The sequence below is a fragment of the Tardisphaera saccharovorans genome, from assembly GCF_046635845.1.
GTDB lineage: Archaea > Thermoproteota > Thermoprotei_A > Marsarchaeales > UBA168 > UBA168.
In genome coordinates, this window is sequence record NZ_JAQQXN010000006.1 from 1 (window position 1) to 16,150 (window position 16,150).

At 53.5% G+C, this 16,150-nt stretch carries 13 protein-coding genes, 1 tRNA gene and 1 pseudogene; 8 read left to right on the top strand and 7 right to left on the bottom strand.

The annotated features are described in order from the left end of the window. The 3 genes and pseudogenes from PRZ02_RS06805 to PRZ02_RS06815 all read right to left on the bottom strand — a co-directional run. Window positions 1-280: pseudogene (locus PRZ02_RS06805) on the bottom strand (hydroxyacid dehydrogenase); the annotation flags it as partial. Window positions 281-315: 35 nt separating this feature from the next. Next, on the bottom strand, window positions 316-2,313 hold the full coding sequence (locus tag PRZ02_RS06810; RefSeq protein WP_449465082.1) for a sodium-translocating pyrophosphatase: 1,998 nt from the start codon (window positions 2,311-2,313) through the stop codon (window positions 316-318). 384 nt (window positions 2,314-2,697) lie between these two features. After that, window positions 2,698-4,020: an FAD-dependent oxidoreductase gene (locus PRZ02_RS06815; RefSeq protein ID WP_449465083.1), complete on the bottom strand. Its 1,323-nt coding sequence runs from the start codon at window positions 4,018-4,020 to the stop codon at window positions 2,698-2,700. Between the two features lie 477 nt (window positions 4,021-4,497). Here PRZ02_RS06815 and PRZ02_RS06820 point away from each other — a divergent pair, with 477 nt between their 5' ends. Further along, window positions 4,498-5,067, top strand: a complete 570-nt coding sequence (locus PRZ02_RS06820) for a LysE family transporter (protein WP_449465084.1) — start codon at window positions 4,498-4,500, stop codon at window positions 5,065-5,067. Window positions 5,068-5,343: 276 nt separating this feature from the next. Then, on the top strand, window positions 5,344-6,774 hold the full coding sequence (locus tag PRZ02_RS06825; RefSeq protein ID WP_449465085.1) for a DUF7343 domain-containing protein: 1,431 nt from the start codon (window positions 5,344-5,346) through the stop codon (window positions 6,772-6,774). Between the two features lie 207 nt (window positions 6,775-6,981). Here the strand turns inward: PRZ02_RS06825 and PRZ02_RS06830 are convergent, their stop codons facing one another. Continuing rightward, the gene (locus tag PRZ02_RS06830) at window positions 6,982-8,442 is read right to left on the bottom strand and encodes an NAD(P)/FAD-dependent oxidoreductase (RefSeq protein WP_449465086.1); all 1,461 of its coding nucleotides are present in this window, start codon (window positions 8,440-8,442) and stop codon (window positions 6,982-6,984) included. Between the two features lie 136 nt (window positions 8,443-8,578). Further along, a tRNA-Thr gene (locus PRZ02_RS06835) sits at window positions 8,579-8,653 on the bottom strand. A 208-nt stretch (window positions 8,654-8,861) separates the two neighbouring features. On the opposite strand from PRZ02_RS06835, the gene PRZ02_RS06840 reads away from it, so the two are divergent. The 6 genes from PRZ02_RS06840 to PRZ02_RS06865 are packed head-to-tail and all read left to right on the top strand — an operon-like array spanning window position 8,862 to window position 13,909. Then, window positions 8,862-9,761: a 2-hydroxyacid dehydrogenase gene (locus PRZ02_RS06840; RefSeq protein WP_449465087.1), complete on the top strand. Its 900-nt coding sequence runs from the start codon at window positions 8,862-8,864 to the stop codon at window positions 9,759-9,761. A gap of 59 nt (window positions 9,762-9,820) precedes the next feature. Next, the gene (locus PRZ02_RS06845; protein WP_449465088.1) at window positions 9,821-10,600 is read left to right on the top strand and encodes an exodeoxyribonuclease III; all 780 of its coding nucleotides are present in this window, start codon (window positions 9,821-9,823) and stop codon (window positions 10,598-10,600) included. 57 nt (window positions 10,601-10,657) lie between these two features. Further along, window positions 10,658-11,251, top strand: coding sequence for a hypothetical protein (locus PRZ02_RS06850; RefSeq protein ID WP_449465089.1), 594 nt, complete (start codon window positions 10,658-10,660; stop codon window positions 11,249-11,251). 29 nt (window positions 11,252-11,280) lie between these two features. Continuing rightward, window positions 11,281-12,336, top strand: coding sequence for a Gfo/Idh/MocA family protein (locus PRZ02_RS06855; protein ID WP_449465090.1), 1,056 nt, complete (start codon window positions 11,281-11,283; stop codon window positions 12,334-12,336). Beyond that, the gene (locus PRZ02_RS06860) at window positions 12,337-13,107 is read left to right on the top strand and encodes a sugar phosphate isomerase/epimerase family protein (protein WP_449465091.1); all 771 of its coding nucleotides are present in this window, start codon (window positions 12,337-12,339) and stop codon (window positions 13,105-13,107) included. It begins immediately after the preceding gene. Window position 13,108: 1 nt separating this feature from the next. Next, window positions 13,109-13,909 carry a sugar phosphate isomerase/epimerase family protein gene (locus tag PRZ02_RS06865; RefSeq protein WP_449465092.1) on the top strand — a complete coding sequence of 267 codons (801 nt, stop codon included), beginning with the start codon at window positions 13,109-13,111 and terminating at the stop codon, window positions 13,907-13,909. Here the strand turns inward: PRZ02_RS06865 and PRZ02_RS06870 are convergent. Together PRZ02_RS06870 and PRZ02_RS06875 are read right to left on the bottom strand one after the other, a co-directional pair. Further along, the gene (locus tag PRZ02_RS06870; RefSeq protein ID WP_449465093.1) at window positions 13,878-14,570 is read right to left on the bottom strand and encodes a DUF120 domain-containing protein; all 693 of its coding nucleotides are present in this window, start codon (window positions 14,568-14,570) and stop codon (window positions 13,878-13,880) included. The genes PRZ02_RS06865 and PRZ02_RS06870 overlap by 32 nt on opposite strands. A 1-nt stretch (window position 14,571) precedes the next feature. Further along, the gene (locus PRZ02_RS06875) at window positions 14,572-16,143 is read right to left on the bottom strand and encodes a helicase C-terminal domain-containing protein (protein WP_449465094.1); all 1,572 of its coding nucleotides are present in this window, start codon (window positions 16,141-16,143) and stop codon (window positions 14,572-14,574) included. Between the last annotated feature and the right edge of the window lie 7 nt (window positions 16,144-16,150).

Consider the following 16,150-nt stretch of genomic DNA (forward strand, 5'->3'; position numbering starts at 1 on the left):
CCACGTTCGACACAGTTATGCCCCTCCTCTCCGCCTCCTGAAGGTCTATGTGGTCGTATCCCGTGGAGCGCGTGCATATGAACTTGAGCTTCGGGAGCTCGCGCATGAGGGAAGCGGTGAGCTTAGAGTAGATAAACACCGACAAGAGATCCGCATCGCTCGCCTTTGACGCGTTTTCTGGTGAAAGAGGCTCCTCCATGAACTCGACTTCTAATTCCGACGACAAGGGTTGCAGCCCCACCCTTGTGGCCTCATCGGCCTCCGCGATAAATAGCTTCATATGTAATTCCGTTCATGCACTTAAAAGCCTTGTCTTTAAAGCAGGTGAACAAAAACTATTATGGGAGCAAACAGCACGGACACGGTAACCATGACCTTGATGAACGGGTTCACAGCGGGCCCTGCCGTGTCCTTAGTAGCATCTCCTACCGTGTCGCCTATTACCGCGGCCTTGTGGGCTTCGGAGTTCTTTCCCCCGTATACGCCGCTCTCCACGTACTTCTTGGCGTTATCCCAAGCGCCTCCTCCCGTGGTCATCCATATGGCAAGCGGGAATCCCGTCACTATGGCCCCAAACATGTAGCCGCTGAGTCCCAAGGGCCCTAAGACAAGGCCCACCATAATCGGGGTTCCAGCCGCGATCATGGCTGGCAGCGCGAGCTCTCTAAGCGCAACCCTTGTGGTTATGTCAACGCACGCCGCGTAATCGGGCTTGACCTCTCCTTCCGCTATTCCCCTCACCTTAAACTGCCTCCTTATCTCGTTCACAATGCCAAAAGCGGCAACTCCCACGCCATCCATCAGCAGTGCGGTGAAGACGAAAGGCACAACGCCTCCTATGAACATTCCAACCAAGACGAGTGGATCGTAAACCAGCAGTTGGGAAAGCATGGTTTTCGGCAACTCTAACTCAAAGCCCGCGAAAAGCGATAGAGATGCCAAGGCGGCCGACGCTATGGCATAGGCCTTTGTCGTGGCCTTGGTTGTGTTGCCAACCGAATCCAAAACGTCCGTGACGCTTTCCCTCACGCTTGATGGCAGGCCCGCCATCTCGGCTATCCCACCGGCGTTGTCGGTTATGGGGCCAAAGGTGTCTATTGAGATAACCATCCCCACAAATGACATCATGGCCACGGCCGATATGGCTATCGCGTAGATACCGTCACCAAGGCTCGAAGTGAGGCCTCCGTTGAGTATAAATACGGCAAGCACGGCTGCAGCCACCACGATCACGGGAAACACCGTCGACTTCAATCCGTTGGCCATCCCAGTTATTATGTTAAGCGCAGCCCCGGTCTGAGACCTCTCCGCAACCCTGCGAACCGGCCTGAACTCGTAAGAGGTGAAGTACTCGGCAAAGGCATACATGGCTATAAGCACAAGTGTGCCTATGACTATGGCCAGATACAGTCCCCTGGACTGCCCAACTAGGAAGTAATCGATAACGAGGCCCAAAACAGCGGAAGCGGCCAGACCTCTGTAGAAGGCGTTCATTATACGGCTTCCCGAGGGCACTACGAATAAAGAGCCCACCAGCGTTGCAATGACCGAGGCACCCGCGACGTAAAGCGGAATGGCTTCGAAGGTTGCTCCCCCCTTTAGGAGGTACCCCAAGAGCATTGCGGTTATCAGCGTAACGGCGTAAGTCTCAAACAGATCGGCGCCCATCCCAACGCAGTCCCCCACGTTATCACCCACGTTATCAGCGATCACGCCAGGGTTTCTCGGGTCGTCTTCAGGAATTCCGGCCTCTACCTTTCCAACCAAATCAGAACCTATGTCAGCGCCCTTTGTGTAAATGCCACCTCCCACCCTCAGCAGCAAACTCATAAGCGATGCCCCAAACATGTAGCCAACCATGTCCAGGGGATCGCGAAAGGCCGCGTAAAGCGCACCTATCCCAAGCAGGGCTATGCCAACCACAAAGAAGCCCATGACCTTTCCTCCTTCATAGGCTGTCGAGAAGGCGGGCTTAATACCTCCCTGGAGCGCCATGGCTGCTGTCCGAACGTTTGCTCTCAACGAGACCTCAAGCCCCACGTATCCCGCCAGCGCCGAACTCAGCGAGCCCACGAGAAAGCTGACGGCGTTTTGCCAGCCAACGGCAAAGAATATGAGGGCAGCCAGAAAGGCAGTAGCTACTGTCATTATCTTTACCTCTTCTACCAAAAAGGCATCAGACCCCTCCTTGATGTACGCGGCGATCTCCCTCATCTTGCCGCTTCCAGCATCAACCCTAATCAACCTAAGGGTAAAGAACGTGGAAATCAGGATGCTCAGAGCTCCCATAAGGAGGGGAAAGGGCTCTTCCAACGCAGTATTATATCCGCATAAATATATATACGTTGCCGCTCACCGCAATCAGTCGAGCGACTTTAAGCTTATGAAGAGAAGCACTCGATCATCAGTGGAGTTATGGGCCATCCTGTGAACTACCTTCTATTAACGGACGACCTTTGCCCTGCGGTCGCGACGGACCTGCGTCCTCTCCAAACCACAAACCTACCGCATTTTTATAAACGACCATTAAGGGGGCTTTTTCCATATCGACCTAGAGTTAAAAAGCCAGATCTAGGGCAGAAGGGAAAAATCTACGGCCCAACCGATCATAAACAACAAAGAAATGCAGGTCTTGAGCTCCGATGATCAAAGCGAAGACGAACTGCAACGATTTCCATAAAATCCGAAAGATTTCGTCTACTCTCTCATTAGTTGCCTGGCGGCTATTATGAGCGGATCCCACACTCCCGCCACGGCCGGCATGTACCCCATCTCCACGAAGAAGAGGTCTTGGGCGGTTAGCCCCTTGGAAACGGCAAGCGCCAGCAGATCAACTCTCCCCAAGATCTCCTCTTCTCCGACCAGCTGCCCACCGAGGAGCCTTCTAGTCCCCTCTTCTGCCACAAGCGTAACCCAAATGTCTTTGCCACCAGGATAGTAATGCGCGCGACTCCGAGCCTTAATGGTCGTTTCATACGCCTTGAACCCTGAGCTCTGCGCCTCGCGCAAAGTTAGCCCGGTCTTCGCGATCAGCTTATCGTAGAACTTTGTTATGACGGTCCCCACCACTCCCGGAAAGCTCATGGATCCGCCCACAGAATTGGCGCCTGCAACGTATCCCATCTTGTTCGCCACGGGCGCGTATGGCTGCCAATCGGGCTTTCCGGTTATGAGGTTAACTGACTCGGCGACGTCACCGGCAGCATAGACCCCATTTACCGACGTCTCCATGCGGTCATTGACCGCTATGGCCTTGCTTGAGCCCAGGCGCAACCCCTTGAACTGAACGCTTGGCTCAATTCCAATCGTGATAAAGGTCCCATCAACCTCGTACTTTTCAGAGTCTGTAATGACAACTCTGCCTTCATCCCTGATCTCCCGCAGAGATTGATTGAGCGCTAACGACATGGAAGCCCCAACCCGATCGCTGACTACCTTTCCGATTTCGGGATCAAGCATCCTGCTCAACGGGTATGGGCCCCTGTGAACTAGCGTGACCTTCTTTCCCAGCGAACTGAGCGCCTCCGACAGCTCTACTCCCAGCACTCCCGCTCCCACGACCGCAACTCTTTCAAGCGATGAGAGTCTCGAGACCTGCGTGACGGCCTCCGCTGGATGATGAACGTAGAACACCCTTTCTCCAAGGCTTCCGGGCACATCTGGTATCTTCGGCCTTGCGCCAGTGCTAATAATCAAGGAATCGTACTCCATTGCCGAGGTTTCGGTGCCGATCTTGTACGTGACCCTCCTGCTGCCCAAATCGACGTCCACAACCCGCGCACCGACCTTAACATCTATTGCCCTTTTCTCGCGAAAGTAGGCCGGTGTGTAGGTCATGAAAAGCGATGGGTCCTTAAAGAGCCCCTCGAAGAAATAGGGTATTGCACAAGGCGCATGACTTACCATGTCGGTCTGTTCAAGAACCGTTATCGCTGCTCCCTGATCAAGCCGCCTTGCCCTCGAAGCCGCGCTCATCCCAGCTGCCCCGCCTCCTAAAATCAAAACTCTTCTGGAAGGCATGCGTTATGCCATCGATCACTAATAAGCTATGCCACCAACCGAGCGGAAAGTTCCGCTGCACGTTGTCGATCAATCCCGATCCACGCCGTGATCCGACTACGTTAGCTCGGTTATTCAACGACTTCTCTCAAAAATAAGACCGTTTAAAAAAGCTTTCTCACGCCCGTGAACTGCCCCGCCCTTTTGGGCTAGATTTCTGGTTCAACGACCGTGCTCCATCACCATGCTACCGGAGCGCGGTTTCCCGACGCTGGAGGCCTTCGTTCGTCTGTCCGGAGGGCGGGTTAAGGCGCTTATTTACGGGCGTAATTTCGGCCCGCACCGGCCCTACCGCCATCGGTCATGGCGCTACTTGGAAAACACTTCTATAGGGGCCATTCATCCCCTTCGAGGGGGCTTCCGCCCCAATTCCAAGGGTTAAAGCGGAGATCCAGATCAAAAATCCCCAATCCCTATAAGCCGTTAAGAACTGCGCTTGTGATCGCTTTCCTATATGGATTACTTATGGGCCTCACGCTTGCAGCTCCGCCAGGCCCCATGAACGCGCTGATAGCTCAGGAGGCCACTAGGAGCGCAAAGCAGGGCTCCCTCGTGGGAGCCGGAGCAATGACGGCTGACGGTGCGTTTTTCTGCCTCTCGTTTGGTGTCCTTTACCTGGTAAAGCCGTACTTAACCTTTTTTTACGCACTTGGGGGCTCCTTCATGCTAGTTCTCGCCTTGCAAACCCTGAGGCAAAAAGGGAACCCAAAGCCCAGCGAGAAGCGCTCCGGTTACCTCACGGGCCTTGCCATAGGCCTTTCAAACCCATATCAGATCGGCTGGTGGCTTAGCGCGGGACTTAGCTTCATCGGGGTTTTTGGCATCACCAGCATAGTGGGGCTTTTCACGGCTTTGGCCTCATGGATAGTCGCTTTTCCGCTTGCGATTAGGGCCGCTGGAAAACGCGGAGGAGAGCCAGTTGCCAGAGCCATAAGGGTCTTATCGGCGGCCGCCCTCCTGGCCTTCGGCCTTTACTTCATCTTCGAATTCGTCAAGGCCATGTTTTAATCGAAATTGGCTTACCGCAAACTCCAAGCCTTCAGCAAAAGCAAGCGACGCAATTCGTAGAAGGGCGCAACGGGAATTTGCGCGAGATACAGGCAAGTAAACGCCTGCAGATGTCAGGTCCCTTGAATCCTCCATAGACCGTGCAGCGATCGTCATACGACGGCATTCGGCTGCTAGCGATCAAATGCTGAAATCATGACCTCTAAGCGCTTAGGTAGAGAAGCCGAAAACGAACTCTTGTTCGACAAGTTTAAAGCGCGATACCAGCTTTTGCGTATGGGATCAGTTGAGCAATCCGTGGTGGAGGCGCTCAAATTTGGCGAGGCCTATCAGGCGGACCTCGTGAAGGCAACGGGCTTCTCGAAGAGCAGGGTATCTGAGGTCCTAACGAAGCTGGAAAGGGATGGCGTAATCGGAAGAACTCACGTCGGGAAGAACTACGTGGTATACCTGAAGTCGCCCCCGCCAGAGAGGCGGCAGGGCAAGGTCACCCTTGGCATAATTAGGTCGGCTGAATATCCGTACGTCGTACCGCTCAAAAAAAGGCTATCTGAAAAAGGCATCGATCTCGAGATCAAGGTCTACGATAACGGGATTGACGTCATGAAGGAGCTATCCATGGGAAAGCTTGACTTTGGCATTTCACCCATGGTAATGCAGCTCTTCTTCTACTTCTTGGAATCACCGATCAAGATCATTGCTCCCGCGGGCGCAGGAGGGGCAAGCATAGTGTCAGGCAAGTACCTCTCTGAGCACCCCAGAGTCGCGTCCACTAAGCTCTCCACCATGGAACTACTGGTTCGGACGACCGTAAGCGGAGCAATTATGGGAGAAGTTGGGAACATGAGCTACGCTAGAAGCCCTGAATCACTCGTTAAGATGCTCGAGGAGGGAAGCGCTGAGGCCATAGGTATATGGGAACCTTACGTTACCATGTTGACCGAGATGGGGTTTCACAAGTTGACAGATTACTCCGACTTCGGCGAGCACTACTGCTGTACCTTGGCCTCTCACTCGAGCCTCCCCGAAAAAACGGTCAGCGCGGTGGTTTCCGCCTTTAGGGACGCCCTGTCAGCCTACCGGTCAAACCCGGATACCTACTTGGCCCCCTATTCTGCCCTCATAGGCATGCCATACAAGCTTGTGCTGAAGGCAGCGTCGGCATATACTTATCCCGATGACCTAAGCGCCTCGGTAATGCTAAGGCAGATAGAGCAAGCTGGAATCCGGGTCCCCTATCCCGGAGAGATCAGGGACGCCATATGGCGTCCTCGACGATCCCTTGCCTCGAAAACCAATCTCTCGAAAAGCGTTCCTATTTCATCGGGACGCACCGTATCCCTTGACCTCGGCCTTCCTATGGTCGCGAGGTACACCCCATACGGCTCGAGGCCGTCCTCTCCCAGCACGCCGTACGATGAAAATATTATGAAGTCCTCCGCAAAGCTGAGCAGCCGGGCCACAAAGCCATCCACAACCGGGTATGCCTTGCAGAGCTCGTCTCCGGAAAGCCTCTGCAAGGAGGTTATGCCGGCAATCACCGGCCTTTGGCTGAGGTTTTCCTTTACTGACTTCTCAACGCACGCTATTTCGTCATTGAGGTTTGCGGGCGCCGCTAAGTCCCTGGAGCAAAGGCCAAGCGTTGGGCTCTGTATGGGGATGTTAACGAGCGTCGCCCCCGTGGAGCGAATAAGAGGTGACGCGTAAACGTCTTGCGATTCGCCAAGCTGCAGCACGCTCCTCCACGAAATGCAGGGCTTCTTTGGCAAATCGCTTTCCGTAACTCCCCTTTGAGCGGAGTCCACAAGTCCCAGAAGCGCGTTTGCCCCACAATCCATGAACTTGCTGTACGATAAGCCATCTATACCGAGAAGCAATGGTTTCATGCGTTAAAACAAAGCACCGGATTTATCTTTAACTACTCATGAAGCGTCGGCTCGCGTCTTCGAGCTTCACTCCCTCTAGGCCTGAGAAGAGCTCGTTCTTGACGTCCTTGCCCAGCTTTATCAGCGTTCCCCAGGCTGCCAGCGTCCCCGTAGCCGCTGCTACGTTTATCCCGCGAGAGAGCCCAGCCCCATCCCCGGCTGCAAAAACCCCTTCTACGCTGGTCTCCATGAGCGGTGTCACCGACGCCTTCATGCTGTAGTACTTTATCTCGGGAGCGTAAAGAAGCGTGTACTTTGACGCGAGGCCGGGCAACACGCCATCCATCTTATCTATGAACTCCAGCAGGTCCTGCATAACCCTGTGGGGCAAGGCCATGCTTATGTCTCCGGGCGTGGCCACCTTCATCGTCGGCTCGATCGTGTTTCTGCCTATCCTTTCCCACGTGGACCTCCTTCCGTCCTCGAGGTCACCAAGTCTTTGAATTATGGGCTTTCCTCCTCCCAGCTTGGTCGCAAGCCTAGATATGCTCTTGCCGTAGTCGATGGTGTCCTCCATGGGATCAGTTAGCTTTATGGAGGCAAGCAACGCGAAGTTCGTGTTTTCGCTGATGCGGTTTGTGTAGGTTTCCCCGTTAACGCCTATGGTGCCGTCGTCGTACTTCTCTACGACCACGTATCCTCCAGGGTTAACGCAAAAAGTCCTCACCTTATCGTCATGCGACCGCGTGTACATTATGACCTTGGGATCCATGTAAAGGCTCGTCAAAGGATCCATAACGTATTTGGGAACCTCTACCCTTATCCCGACGTCAAGCGGATTTGGCGTCAGCTGAACTCCCAGCCTTTTAGCTTGATCCTTAAACCACTCAACTCCAACCCTTCCAGGCGCGATTATTACCGCGCGGGACTCCAGCGTTCCCTTGTCGGTCCTGAGCTCAAAGAAGCTTCCGGTCTTCCTCACGTCCTCCACCGACGTGCCAAGCACGAAGTTCACGCCCCCCTTTTCCAGATACGTGGTAAATGAATCAATGACCGCCACCGATCCGTCGGTACCTATGTGGTGCTGCTTTATGGGTATGAGATGTGCCCCTACCTTAGCGGTCATGCGCTGATACTCGTTGAACTGCTCGCCTTTGGGCTCGAACACCCTCTCTTTGCTCGCGCCGAAGCGCATGAAGACTCCATCGATGTAGTCTATTAGCTTATAGCTGAGATCCCAGCTCCCGACCAGCTCCTGTAGATCTCCGCCCACGTCCGGCCTCAGGTTGATTATTCCACTGCTGAAGAGCCCAGCTCCTCCAACTCCATGATTTATGTGACAAACAGGACATATGCAACGACCGACCTTGGACAAAGGACAATTCCTCTGCCTTATCTTGAACCCCTTATCTATGACCGCCACGCTGACCCCTGGGCTGTTCTCTACGAGCTCTAGGGCAGCGAAAAGGCCGCCAGGCCCCGCTCCGATTACCGCGACGTCGTACACCATGGCTCACCTCGAGAAGAGAGGCATTACTTTCAAAAACGTTCCCAGAAAGCCCATTAGCTCCATTTAATAAACGTTTTGGTCAAGAGACCTTAAGTCATCAGGCCGGTAAATCTTCCGAGGAGAACGCGACTTAGCAAGCCTCGAGCGGGCTTCGAACCCGCGACCCCCTGCTTACAAGGCAGGTGCTCTGACCGGGCTGAGCTATCGAGGCGTTTTATAACAAAAGCCGATCTTTAAACTTTGCTGGAGCACCTGGGTTATGCGACAGCGGTTAGCGCATGCTACAAGCATGGATTCGCCAGCTGGTCAAGTCCGAGCTTGTCGCCGCAGCTCACGTCAAAAACTTCGAGACGCGCAACTCATGGCGGCTCCCCGTTGGCTTCTCAAGAAACGCTTATTCGCGCGCTTTTAAGTAACCCATGATATTCTCCGCGGAGAGGCTTCCAGAAGCGGCGAGAGAGGTGCTGAAAAAGTGGGAAGTCGTCGAAGAGGACGCTTCCAGGTTAGGCGAGGCGGAAGTCATTATGGCCTGGAGGGTAGTACCAGAGATGATCACATCGGCTCCAAAGCTCAAGGCAATACAGACGTTTTCCGCGGGGGTGGATCACCTCCCCTTCACCGCGATTCCTAAGGGCGTTCGGATCTTCTCAAATGCCGGCGCCTATTCGGTGCCCGTAGCGGAGCACGCATGGGCGCTTCTCCTTCACCTAGCAAAGGGGGTAAACGTCATGGATAAGCAGAAAGCGGTAAACTATCCAAGGCAGCTGCACGGAAAAACGCTGCTTGTCCTCGGTGCCGGAGGAATAGGACAAGAAATCGCGAGGATCGGAAAGTGCTTTGGAATGAGAACGCAGGGAATTAGTCGCCATCCCAGGCAGAGCCCGGTCTTTGATGAGGTCTATGGCATTCAATCCCTAGATGACCTACTTTCTCACGCTGACTTCATAGCCATAGCGCTCCCGCTTAACAAGGAGTCTAGAAACCTTCTAGATGCCCGGCGCCTTTCCCTGCTTAAAGATGACTGCGTGATGGTAAATGTTGGGCGCGGTGACGTGGTAGATCAGCAGGCGATCTACGACTTGCTCAAGAGAAAGAGGGAGTTTAGGTACGGCACAGACGTGTGGTGGCACGAACCACAGGGTGAGGGCGCTCACCTTCCCTTCACGCAGCTGGAGAACTTCGCCGGCACACCGCACATAGCAGGAGGAGCGTCGAAGGAAACGGCGGACTTGGCAAAAATCGCTGCGAGCCGCAACGTCGCCAAATTCATGGAAACAGGCAGCGCCGACAACGAAGTCAACGTGACCGACTACACGTGATTGTTGATCACCATATCCAGTTCGAACGGCACCCTAAAATAATAAGGTAAACAGCACATATGTCAATAAGGCTCGTTTCGTGGAACGTAAACGGCTTGAGGGCCGCGCTAAAGAAAGGGCTGGTCAATTTCATCAAGGAGGACGGGGCCGAATGCTACTGCTTCCAGGAGATAAAGACGAAAGAAGTGCCTCTGGAGCTCCAAACGCTTGGATATAACGTCTACGCTAACCCCGCCGTCAGAGAGGGATACAGCGGGACGCTGGCCCTCTGCAAGACGGAGCCCTTGAGCGTCCTAAGCGGAATGGGCGCGAAGGAGTTCGATGATGAGGGAAGGGTGCAGGTCCTCGAGTTTCAAGATTACTTCCTTATCAACTCGTACTTTCCGAACTCCCAGCACGGTCTCACGAGGCTCGAATACAAGCTCAAGTTTGATAACGAGTTCACGACGTTTGCTGAAAATCTGAGGAAGATCAAGCCCCTGATCATATGCGGGGACTTCAACGTAGCTCATGAAGAAATAGACATCGCGAGGCCCAAGGACAACGTCAATAACGCTGGATTCACGCCACAGGAAAGAGAATGGATGACCAAGTTCCTCGCCCTTGGCTACGTGGACACCTTTAGGTACTTCGTCAAAGAGGGCGGGCATTACAGCTGGTGGTCCTACAGATTTAACGCACGGCAGAAGAACATCGGATGGAGGATAGATTACTTCATAGCGTCAACCGAGCTGTTGCCAAGGCTAAAGGCGGCTGGCATACTTGAAGGGATAGAGGGATCAGACCACGCTCCCGTTTACCTCGAGTTAGAACGAAAGGTATTGAAACCCTCGAAATAAAATCAAAAAAATGAACAATAATCACAAAACATAAATTCTGCTGCATTCAATAGTAAAATGACCACCTCAGGCGAGACCAGACTAAAGGTCAACGAGGCAGTAAGTCAGATCGTAGATGGCAACTACGTATACCAGCTGTTGATATCCACAGGGCTTGTTAACGCCAACGCGCTTGCTAGGGAGATCAAGGAATCGGTGGAGGCCATGACTGGGAAAAAAGCAAAGATAAACACCATAGCCAAGGCCATAGCCATGAAAAAGGTAAGCGAGGTTGAGACCTCATCCGTATTTCGTGGCCTGAGCTTCACGCTCGACTCAAACCTCATAGAGAAGGAGCTGGACGCAAAAGAGGCTGGCTCCGTACCCCTTGCGTCCACCCTTCTGCTCTTCAGGCACGGCGATAGGATAGTGCTGCTGAAGCAGAGAGGTGAAAATGACGAAAGCTCTGACCTCGTGCTGCTCAGGCTGACGTTCCCGGGAAACTCGGTAGCGTATCATCCTCTCTGGATAGTCTTCAACAGTTTAAAGATAGAGGTGAAGCACGTGCTAAGGCACGACAACGATCTTTTTATTTTCATGAGACGCTCTGAGGCCATAAGAGCCCTTACCGTGATCGAGAGGCTGACATCAAACCTAAGGGCCGAAAAATAGGCGTAAATTCTCCGGCTGCCTTAATAAAAATGAAAGAGTTAGGCGTAGCGGTAGTCGGGCTAGGGGCCATGGGATCGCAGCATGCTAAATTCTTCAAAAATCAGGTGCAGGGCGCAAAGCTTGTGGCTGTTGTTGACCAAGTAAAAGCCGTAGCCGAATCGGTTGGGGCCGAACTGGGGGCCGAAAGCTACACGACCATCGATCAGGCCGTAAGGGACGAAAGGGTGGACGTCGTGTGTTTGGCAACCCCCACGTACCTCCACGTGTCTCAGGCGCTTTACGCGCTTGAGTACGGAAAGCATGTGCTGGTTGAGAAGCCAATGGCCACAACCTTGGCAGGAGCCAGACAGCTCATAAGCAAGGCCAAGTCAAAGCGTCTCAAGCTCGGAGTGGACTTCATGGAAAGGTACTCAGATGCGGCGGCATCCCTTAAATCTCTCATCGAAAAAGGTGACCTTGGAAAGCTCTTCTTGATAGAGGGGGAGCTGAAATGGTGGAGGGACGAGAAAAGTTACTACCTCAAGGACGAGCTTGCCAGAAGCTGGAGGGGCATGTGGGAGACCGAGGGGGGCGGGGCGCTCACAAATCAGGGAATACACACCATTGACCTCATGATTTACTTTGGAGGAGAGGTCCAAGAGGTCTTTGGTCACATAGCCAACTTCTCCCATCCAGCCATACCAGTGGAAGATACTGGAGTAGCAGCGCTCAAGTTCAGGGAAGGCCACTTGGGCACGCTCTCGGAAACGGTGTCCACAAAGCCCGCGTCCGCTCAATACCGCAAGATAAGGATCATGGGAACCGCGGGCAGCGCTGAGATGACGGACAACAAGGTCACCTTTTTGGCGACGGAGACCAAAAGCGAGATCCATCTCTCCTCAACCACTGGCGAGACGCTGAAACAAAGCCCGAACCTATACATAAGGCTGCTGCAGGATTTCATAGACTCCATAATCCACGAAAGGGAGTTCAAGGTAAGCGGTGAAGAAGGAGCAAAAGCGCTGGAGGTGATTAAGGCCGTATACCTTTCGTCAAGCACCGGGCAGCCGGTGCGTCTGCCCATGTCTGGCGAAGTGGTGATATGATTGGAATTGGCTTTCAGCAGCCTAGCCTACCCAGAACTCGACCTAGCGGGCGTTGTGAGCAGGGTTAAGTTCTTTGGCTACGACGCCCTAGAGCTCAGGGTAGCCGATGATGGCAAGCACATAAGGCCGAGCTATCCGCTCAGCGTTAATGAGGCTGAAACGCTGAAATCGGTAAGGGTAGCTGACCTCGCGGCGTACGCCAGGTTTTCGTCAGACCAAGCTCAAAACGACAGGGCCCAACGGCTCGTCGGAACGCTTTCCCAGATCGCCAGCGACCTTGGCGCGAAGGCCATAAGGGTCTACGTTGCAGATGTCAACGAAGACGCAGCAAACGCGCTGGACGCCTCTGCAAAAATCGCAGATCGTTATGACGTTAAAATCATGGTTGAAACCCACGACCCCGTGCTTTCCATGCTTCATAACCTTCAGGCGTTCCTGCAGAAAAGCCAGAAAGCATGGGTACTTTACGACCCAGCCAACATGATTTACGCGGGCGAGAGACATGAAAAGGTGTTTCCGTTCATAAGAGACCGCATTGCCCACGTGCATCTCAAAGATTTCGTGTTTTCGGGCGAGAAAAGGGTGTTCTGTAGGCCTGGCATCGGCGTGGTCCCGATTAAGGACATAGTTAAGGACCTAAAGGAATCTGGATATAAGGGAGCTCTGTCCGTGGAGTGGGAAAGGCTCTGGAATCCGGAGATGGAGCCAGCTGATGAAGTTTTACCAGATTACCTGAAATACCTGAGGTCCTTATTGCAGGAGGTTAGGTAAAGTGGAACTTGCGATTATAAGCGACGAGATATCCAACGATTTTGAACACTCCCTGAAGGTTATCCGCGAGCTCGGGGCCACCTCGGTTGAGGTAAGAAACCTATGGGGAAAGAACGTGGTTGACCTGTCACAATCCCAGCTAGAAGAGCTCAGAAGGCTCGTGAAGGCCTACGGGCTCAGGCTCAGCAACGTCGACTCGGCGGCCTTCAAGACTTACCTTCACGACGAAGAATCCATTGAGAATCATCTTAGCATGCTGCAAAGGGCGGTAGAGATAAGCCGCTACTTAGATCTCACCTTCACCAGGATATTCACGTTTTGGTGGGAGGGCAGCCTTGTGAAAGCCATGCCCAGCATACTTGGAGCTCTCCAAAGGGCCGCGGAAATTGCCAGCGCTCAGGGGGTAACGTTGGCCATAGAGAACGAGTACAGCACCTACACGGGGACCGGAGAGGAGACGGCGCGGATCGTAAAGCAGCTGCGCTCCCCTTGGGTAAAGGTGCTCTGGGATCCTGGAAACGCCTTCTTCGCCAGAGAGGAGCCTTATCCAGAAGGGTACGCGCAGGTGCGCGATAACGTGATCCACGTTCACTTGAAGGACGCGAAGGTCATTGATGGGGAATTTCGCTGGATGCCCATCGGAAGTGGTGACATAGACTTCAAGGGGCAACTCAGGGAACTAAAGACGCTAAATATCACGGCCTCGCTGGAGACGCATTACGCGCCCTCAGGCGACAAGGAGCGCGGCACTCGGGAGTCCTTCGCGGGTCTCATAAAAACGATCTCTGCCCTCGAGGGCTAACGCGGACGACGACCGAATCCCCATCCTTGAGACCTAACTGCTCCCTCACCTTAACTGGGGCAATAAACTCTATCACGTCATTGGGGTGATGCGTGCGCTCAGGAAAAATCAGGGCGCCCGGCACCTCCTCTTCTCCACGCGAAACCGACGCCCTAACGAACTTCAGTGCCCCCATGACCCTTCCTTCATGCTCAAAGGCGGCTATCTTGTATTTGGATATGCTGGCCAGGTAGTCCCTGTTGGGAAAGCTCCCCGTTATCTTCAGGTTAAGCGTTCCAGGAAAGGGCTTGAACCCCAGTTTTTTCACGAACTCGGCGAGATAGCCTTCAAGGGACATGTAATAGGCGCCGTCGCCAAGCCCCGATGACACCAGTGCCTCAAAGCTGGTGTTCTTAACCTCAGACGATAATAGGTCTTCCAATTGAAGGCGAACGGACTCCAAAAAGCGCATTCCCCTTTCGGTAAGCGTGACCTCCTGTCCTCCCTTCACGAGGTTTCTTGAGATTATGCCTTCTGATTCCAACAGCCTCAGAACCCTTGCCGTCTCTTGCTGTGAAAGGCCTGCGGCGTTGGCCAGCTTGGTCGAGCTTATGATTTCTCCCCTTTTTTCCATTTCAAGCAAGGACAGAAGCACGAAAAAGTAACGCTGGCTCGCGCGCACTCTAAACAGGAGGAACGGGGACTTTTATGCGTTCTGGCGTGATTTCGACGCTCAGGGGAACGACGCATCGCATGATCTTTACCCGTTTTAGATTGAGCCCCATGTCCCTTAAGAAGGGTTCCATGCGCCTGTCCAAAAGAAACACCTCAGCGCTATCGCTTTCGCTTCTGACAGCCCTTCCTATGGCTTGCCTAATAATTATCGAGGCTTCTTCTTTAAGAAGGAACCACGTGGTCCTCTTACCCATCTTTTCGGTCAAGAACTCGAGCACGTCCTTCGAGTACGCATCTCCGATGTTCGGATAAGGAATTCCCACTATTACAACCCTTTTCACCATGCTCTTTCCGTCCTTGACGAACTCGACTCCCTCGCTCAGCTTTCCCCTGGCGACCACTACGACAAGCCCCGCACCGGGCACCGACTTCACGGATGATGAGGAATCCTCGACGTAATCCGCGACCTCCCTGAACCAAGAGGCCACCTCATATGAAGGAACAAGCACAAGAGTTATGCCGTCAGGACTCCTCAGCGACGACACGACCTTCACGTACCTTTCCCTGTTTCTATCTCTGAGGGTGTACCTCGTGCTGAGGTCTCTGTTCCAGTAAAAAGTAAGGTTGGGGTTGAAAGGATTTATGGATATGAACTCAAAGTCCTTAAGGCCCCACACTTTTTCCATATATGATTTTGAGGGGAGCGTTCCAGACATCAGAAGCCACCTATCCTCGTTGAGCTTTGAAAGAACTGAGGACGGATCCATGAGTTTTATGACGACGCCTTCAGGCGTGACGTAAAGCCTGTATGAGGGGTCATCCAGTTTCTCCAGTGCCCGCTTGAAAGACGCAAGCTGGTGATCCTCAACCTCCTCCGAGTGGAAGCTGCCAAGGTCGGGAGGCTTCCGCCCTTCCTTTACGCCCTTTTCTATCCAGTTTTCAAGCGCGTCTAGCACGGCATACACGGTGTCCTGAACGTCCGTACCGGCATAAGCTGCGCGTAACCTAGATATCTTTTGCGAAGTTATGCTGACGTCTACCATGTCCTGAACGTGCATTAGGTTGTGCGCTTCATCGAACACGTGCAGCGAGTTTCCTTTAACAAGTCTCCTATAGAAGAAATAGTAAGGATACGTGTAAAGGTAAACGTCAGCCTGCTGAAGCTTTATCCAAGAGTACGCGCACTTCTGTGCAGCTCTCTGCCGCTCCAGGAAACCCACGATCCCCAGCTCGCTTACCTGTTTCCTGCTGAACTTCCTATCGAAAAAGGGACAAAGTGGGCAGCGCGTTACGGAAACGACGTGATCTCCATCCCTTACCCTGGGCCGTAAGCAAAAGCGGTCCTTCCCCGCCAGTCCCGCAAAGGAAAGGCCAGCCTTCCTGCAGTCCCTTTCCCAAGAGAGGTACTGCGACAAAGTGCGAGAGTAAACCGATGTGGGCCCCAGATGGCGGGCCACCTCAAGCGCTATCAGCGTTTTCCCGCTCCCCGTAGGAGACTGAAATGCAACGCTTTTCTCCTCTATCACCGAGAGTATGCGCTCAGCCGCGTCTTTCTGGTAAGGCCTCAGGTTAAATTCCATCGCATAT

Excerpts from the sequence above, each read along its gene's own strand:
- PRZ02_RS06815 (WP_449465083.1), bottom strand. The coding sequence starts at position 4,020 with ATGCCTTCCAGAAGAGTTTTGATTTTAGGAGGCGGGGCAGCTGGGATG.
- PRZ02_RS06825 (WP_449465085.1), top strand. The coding sequence starts at position 5,344 with ATGGGATCAGTTGAGCAATCCGTGGTGGAGGCGCTCAAATTTGGCGAG.
- PRZ02_RS06830 (WP_449465086.1), bottom strand. The coding sequence starts at position 8,442 with ATGGTGTACGACGTCGCGGTAATCGGAGCGGGGCCTGGCGGCCTTTTC.
- PRZ02_RS06840 (WP_449465087.1), top strand. The coding sequence starts at position 8,862 with ATGATATTCTCCGCGGAGAGGCTTCCAGAAGCGGCGAGAGAGGTGCTG.
- PRZ02_RS06845 (WP_449465088.1), top strand. The coding sequence starts at position 9,821 with ATGTCAATAAGGCTCGTTTCGTGGAACGTAAACGGCTTGAGGGCCGCG.
- PRZ02_RS06850 (WP_449465089.1), top strand. The coding sequence starts at position 10,658 with ATGACCACCTCAGGCGAGACCAGACTAAAGGTCAACGAGGCAGTAAGT.
- PRZ02_RS06855 (WP_449465090.1), top strand. The coding sequence starts at position 11,281 with ATGAAAGAGTTAGGCGTAGCGGTAGTCGGGCTAGGGGCCATGGGATCG.
- PRZ02_RS06875 (WP_449465094.1), bottom strand. The coding sequence starts at position 16,143 with ATGGAATTTAACCTGAGGCCTTACCAGAAAGACGCGGCTGAGCGCATA.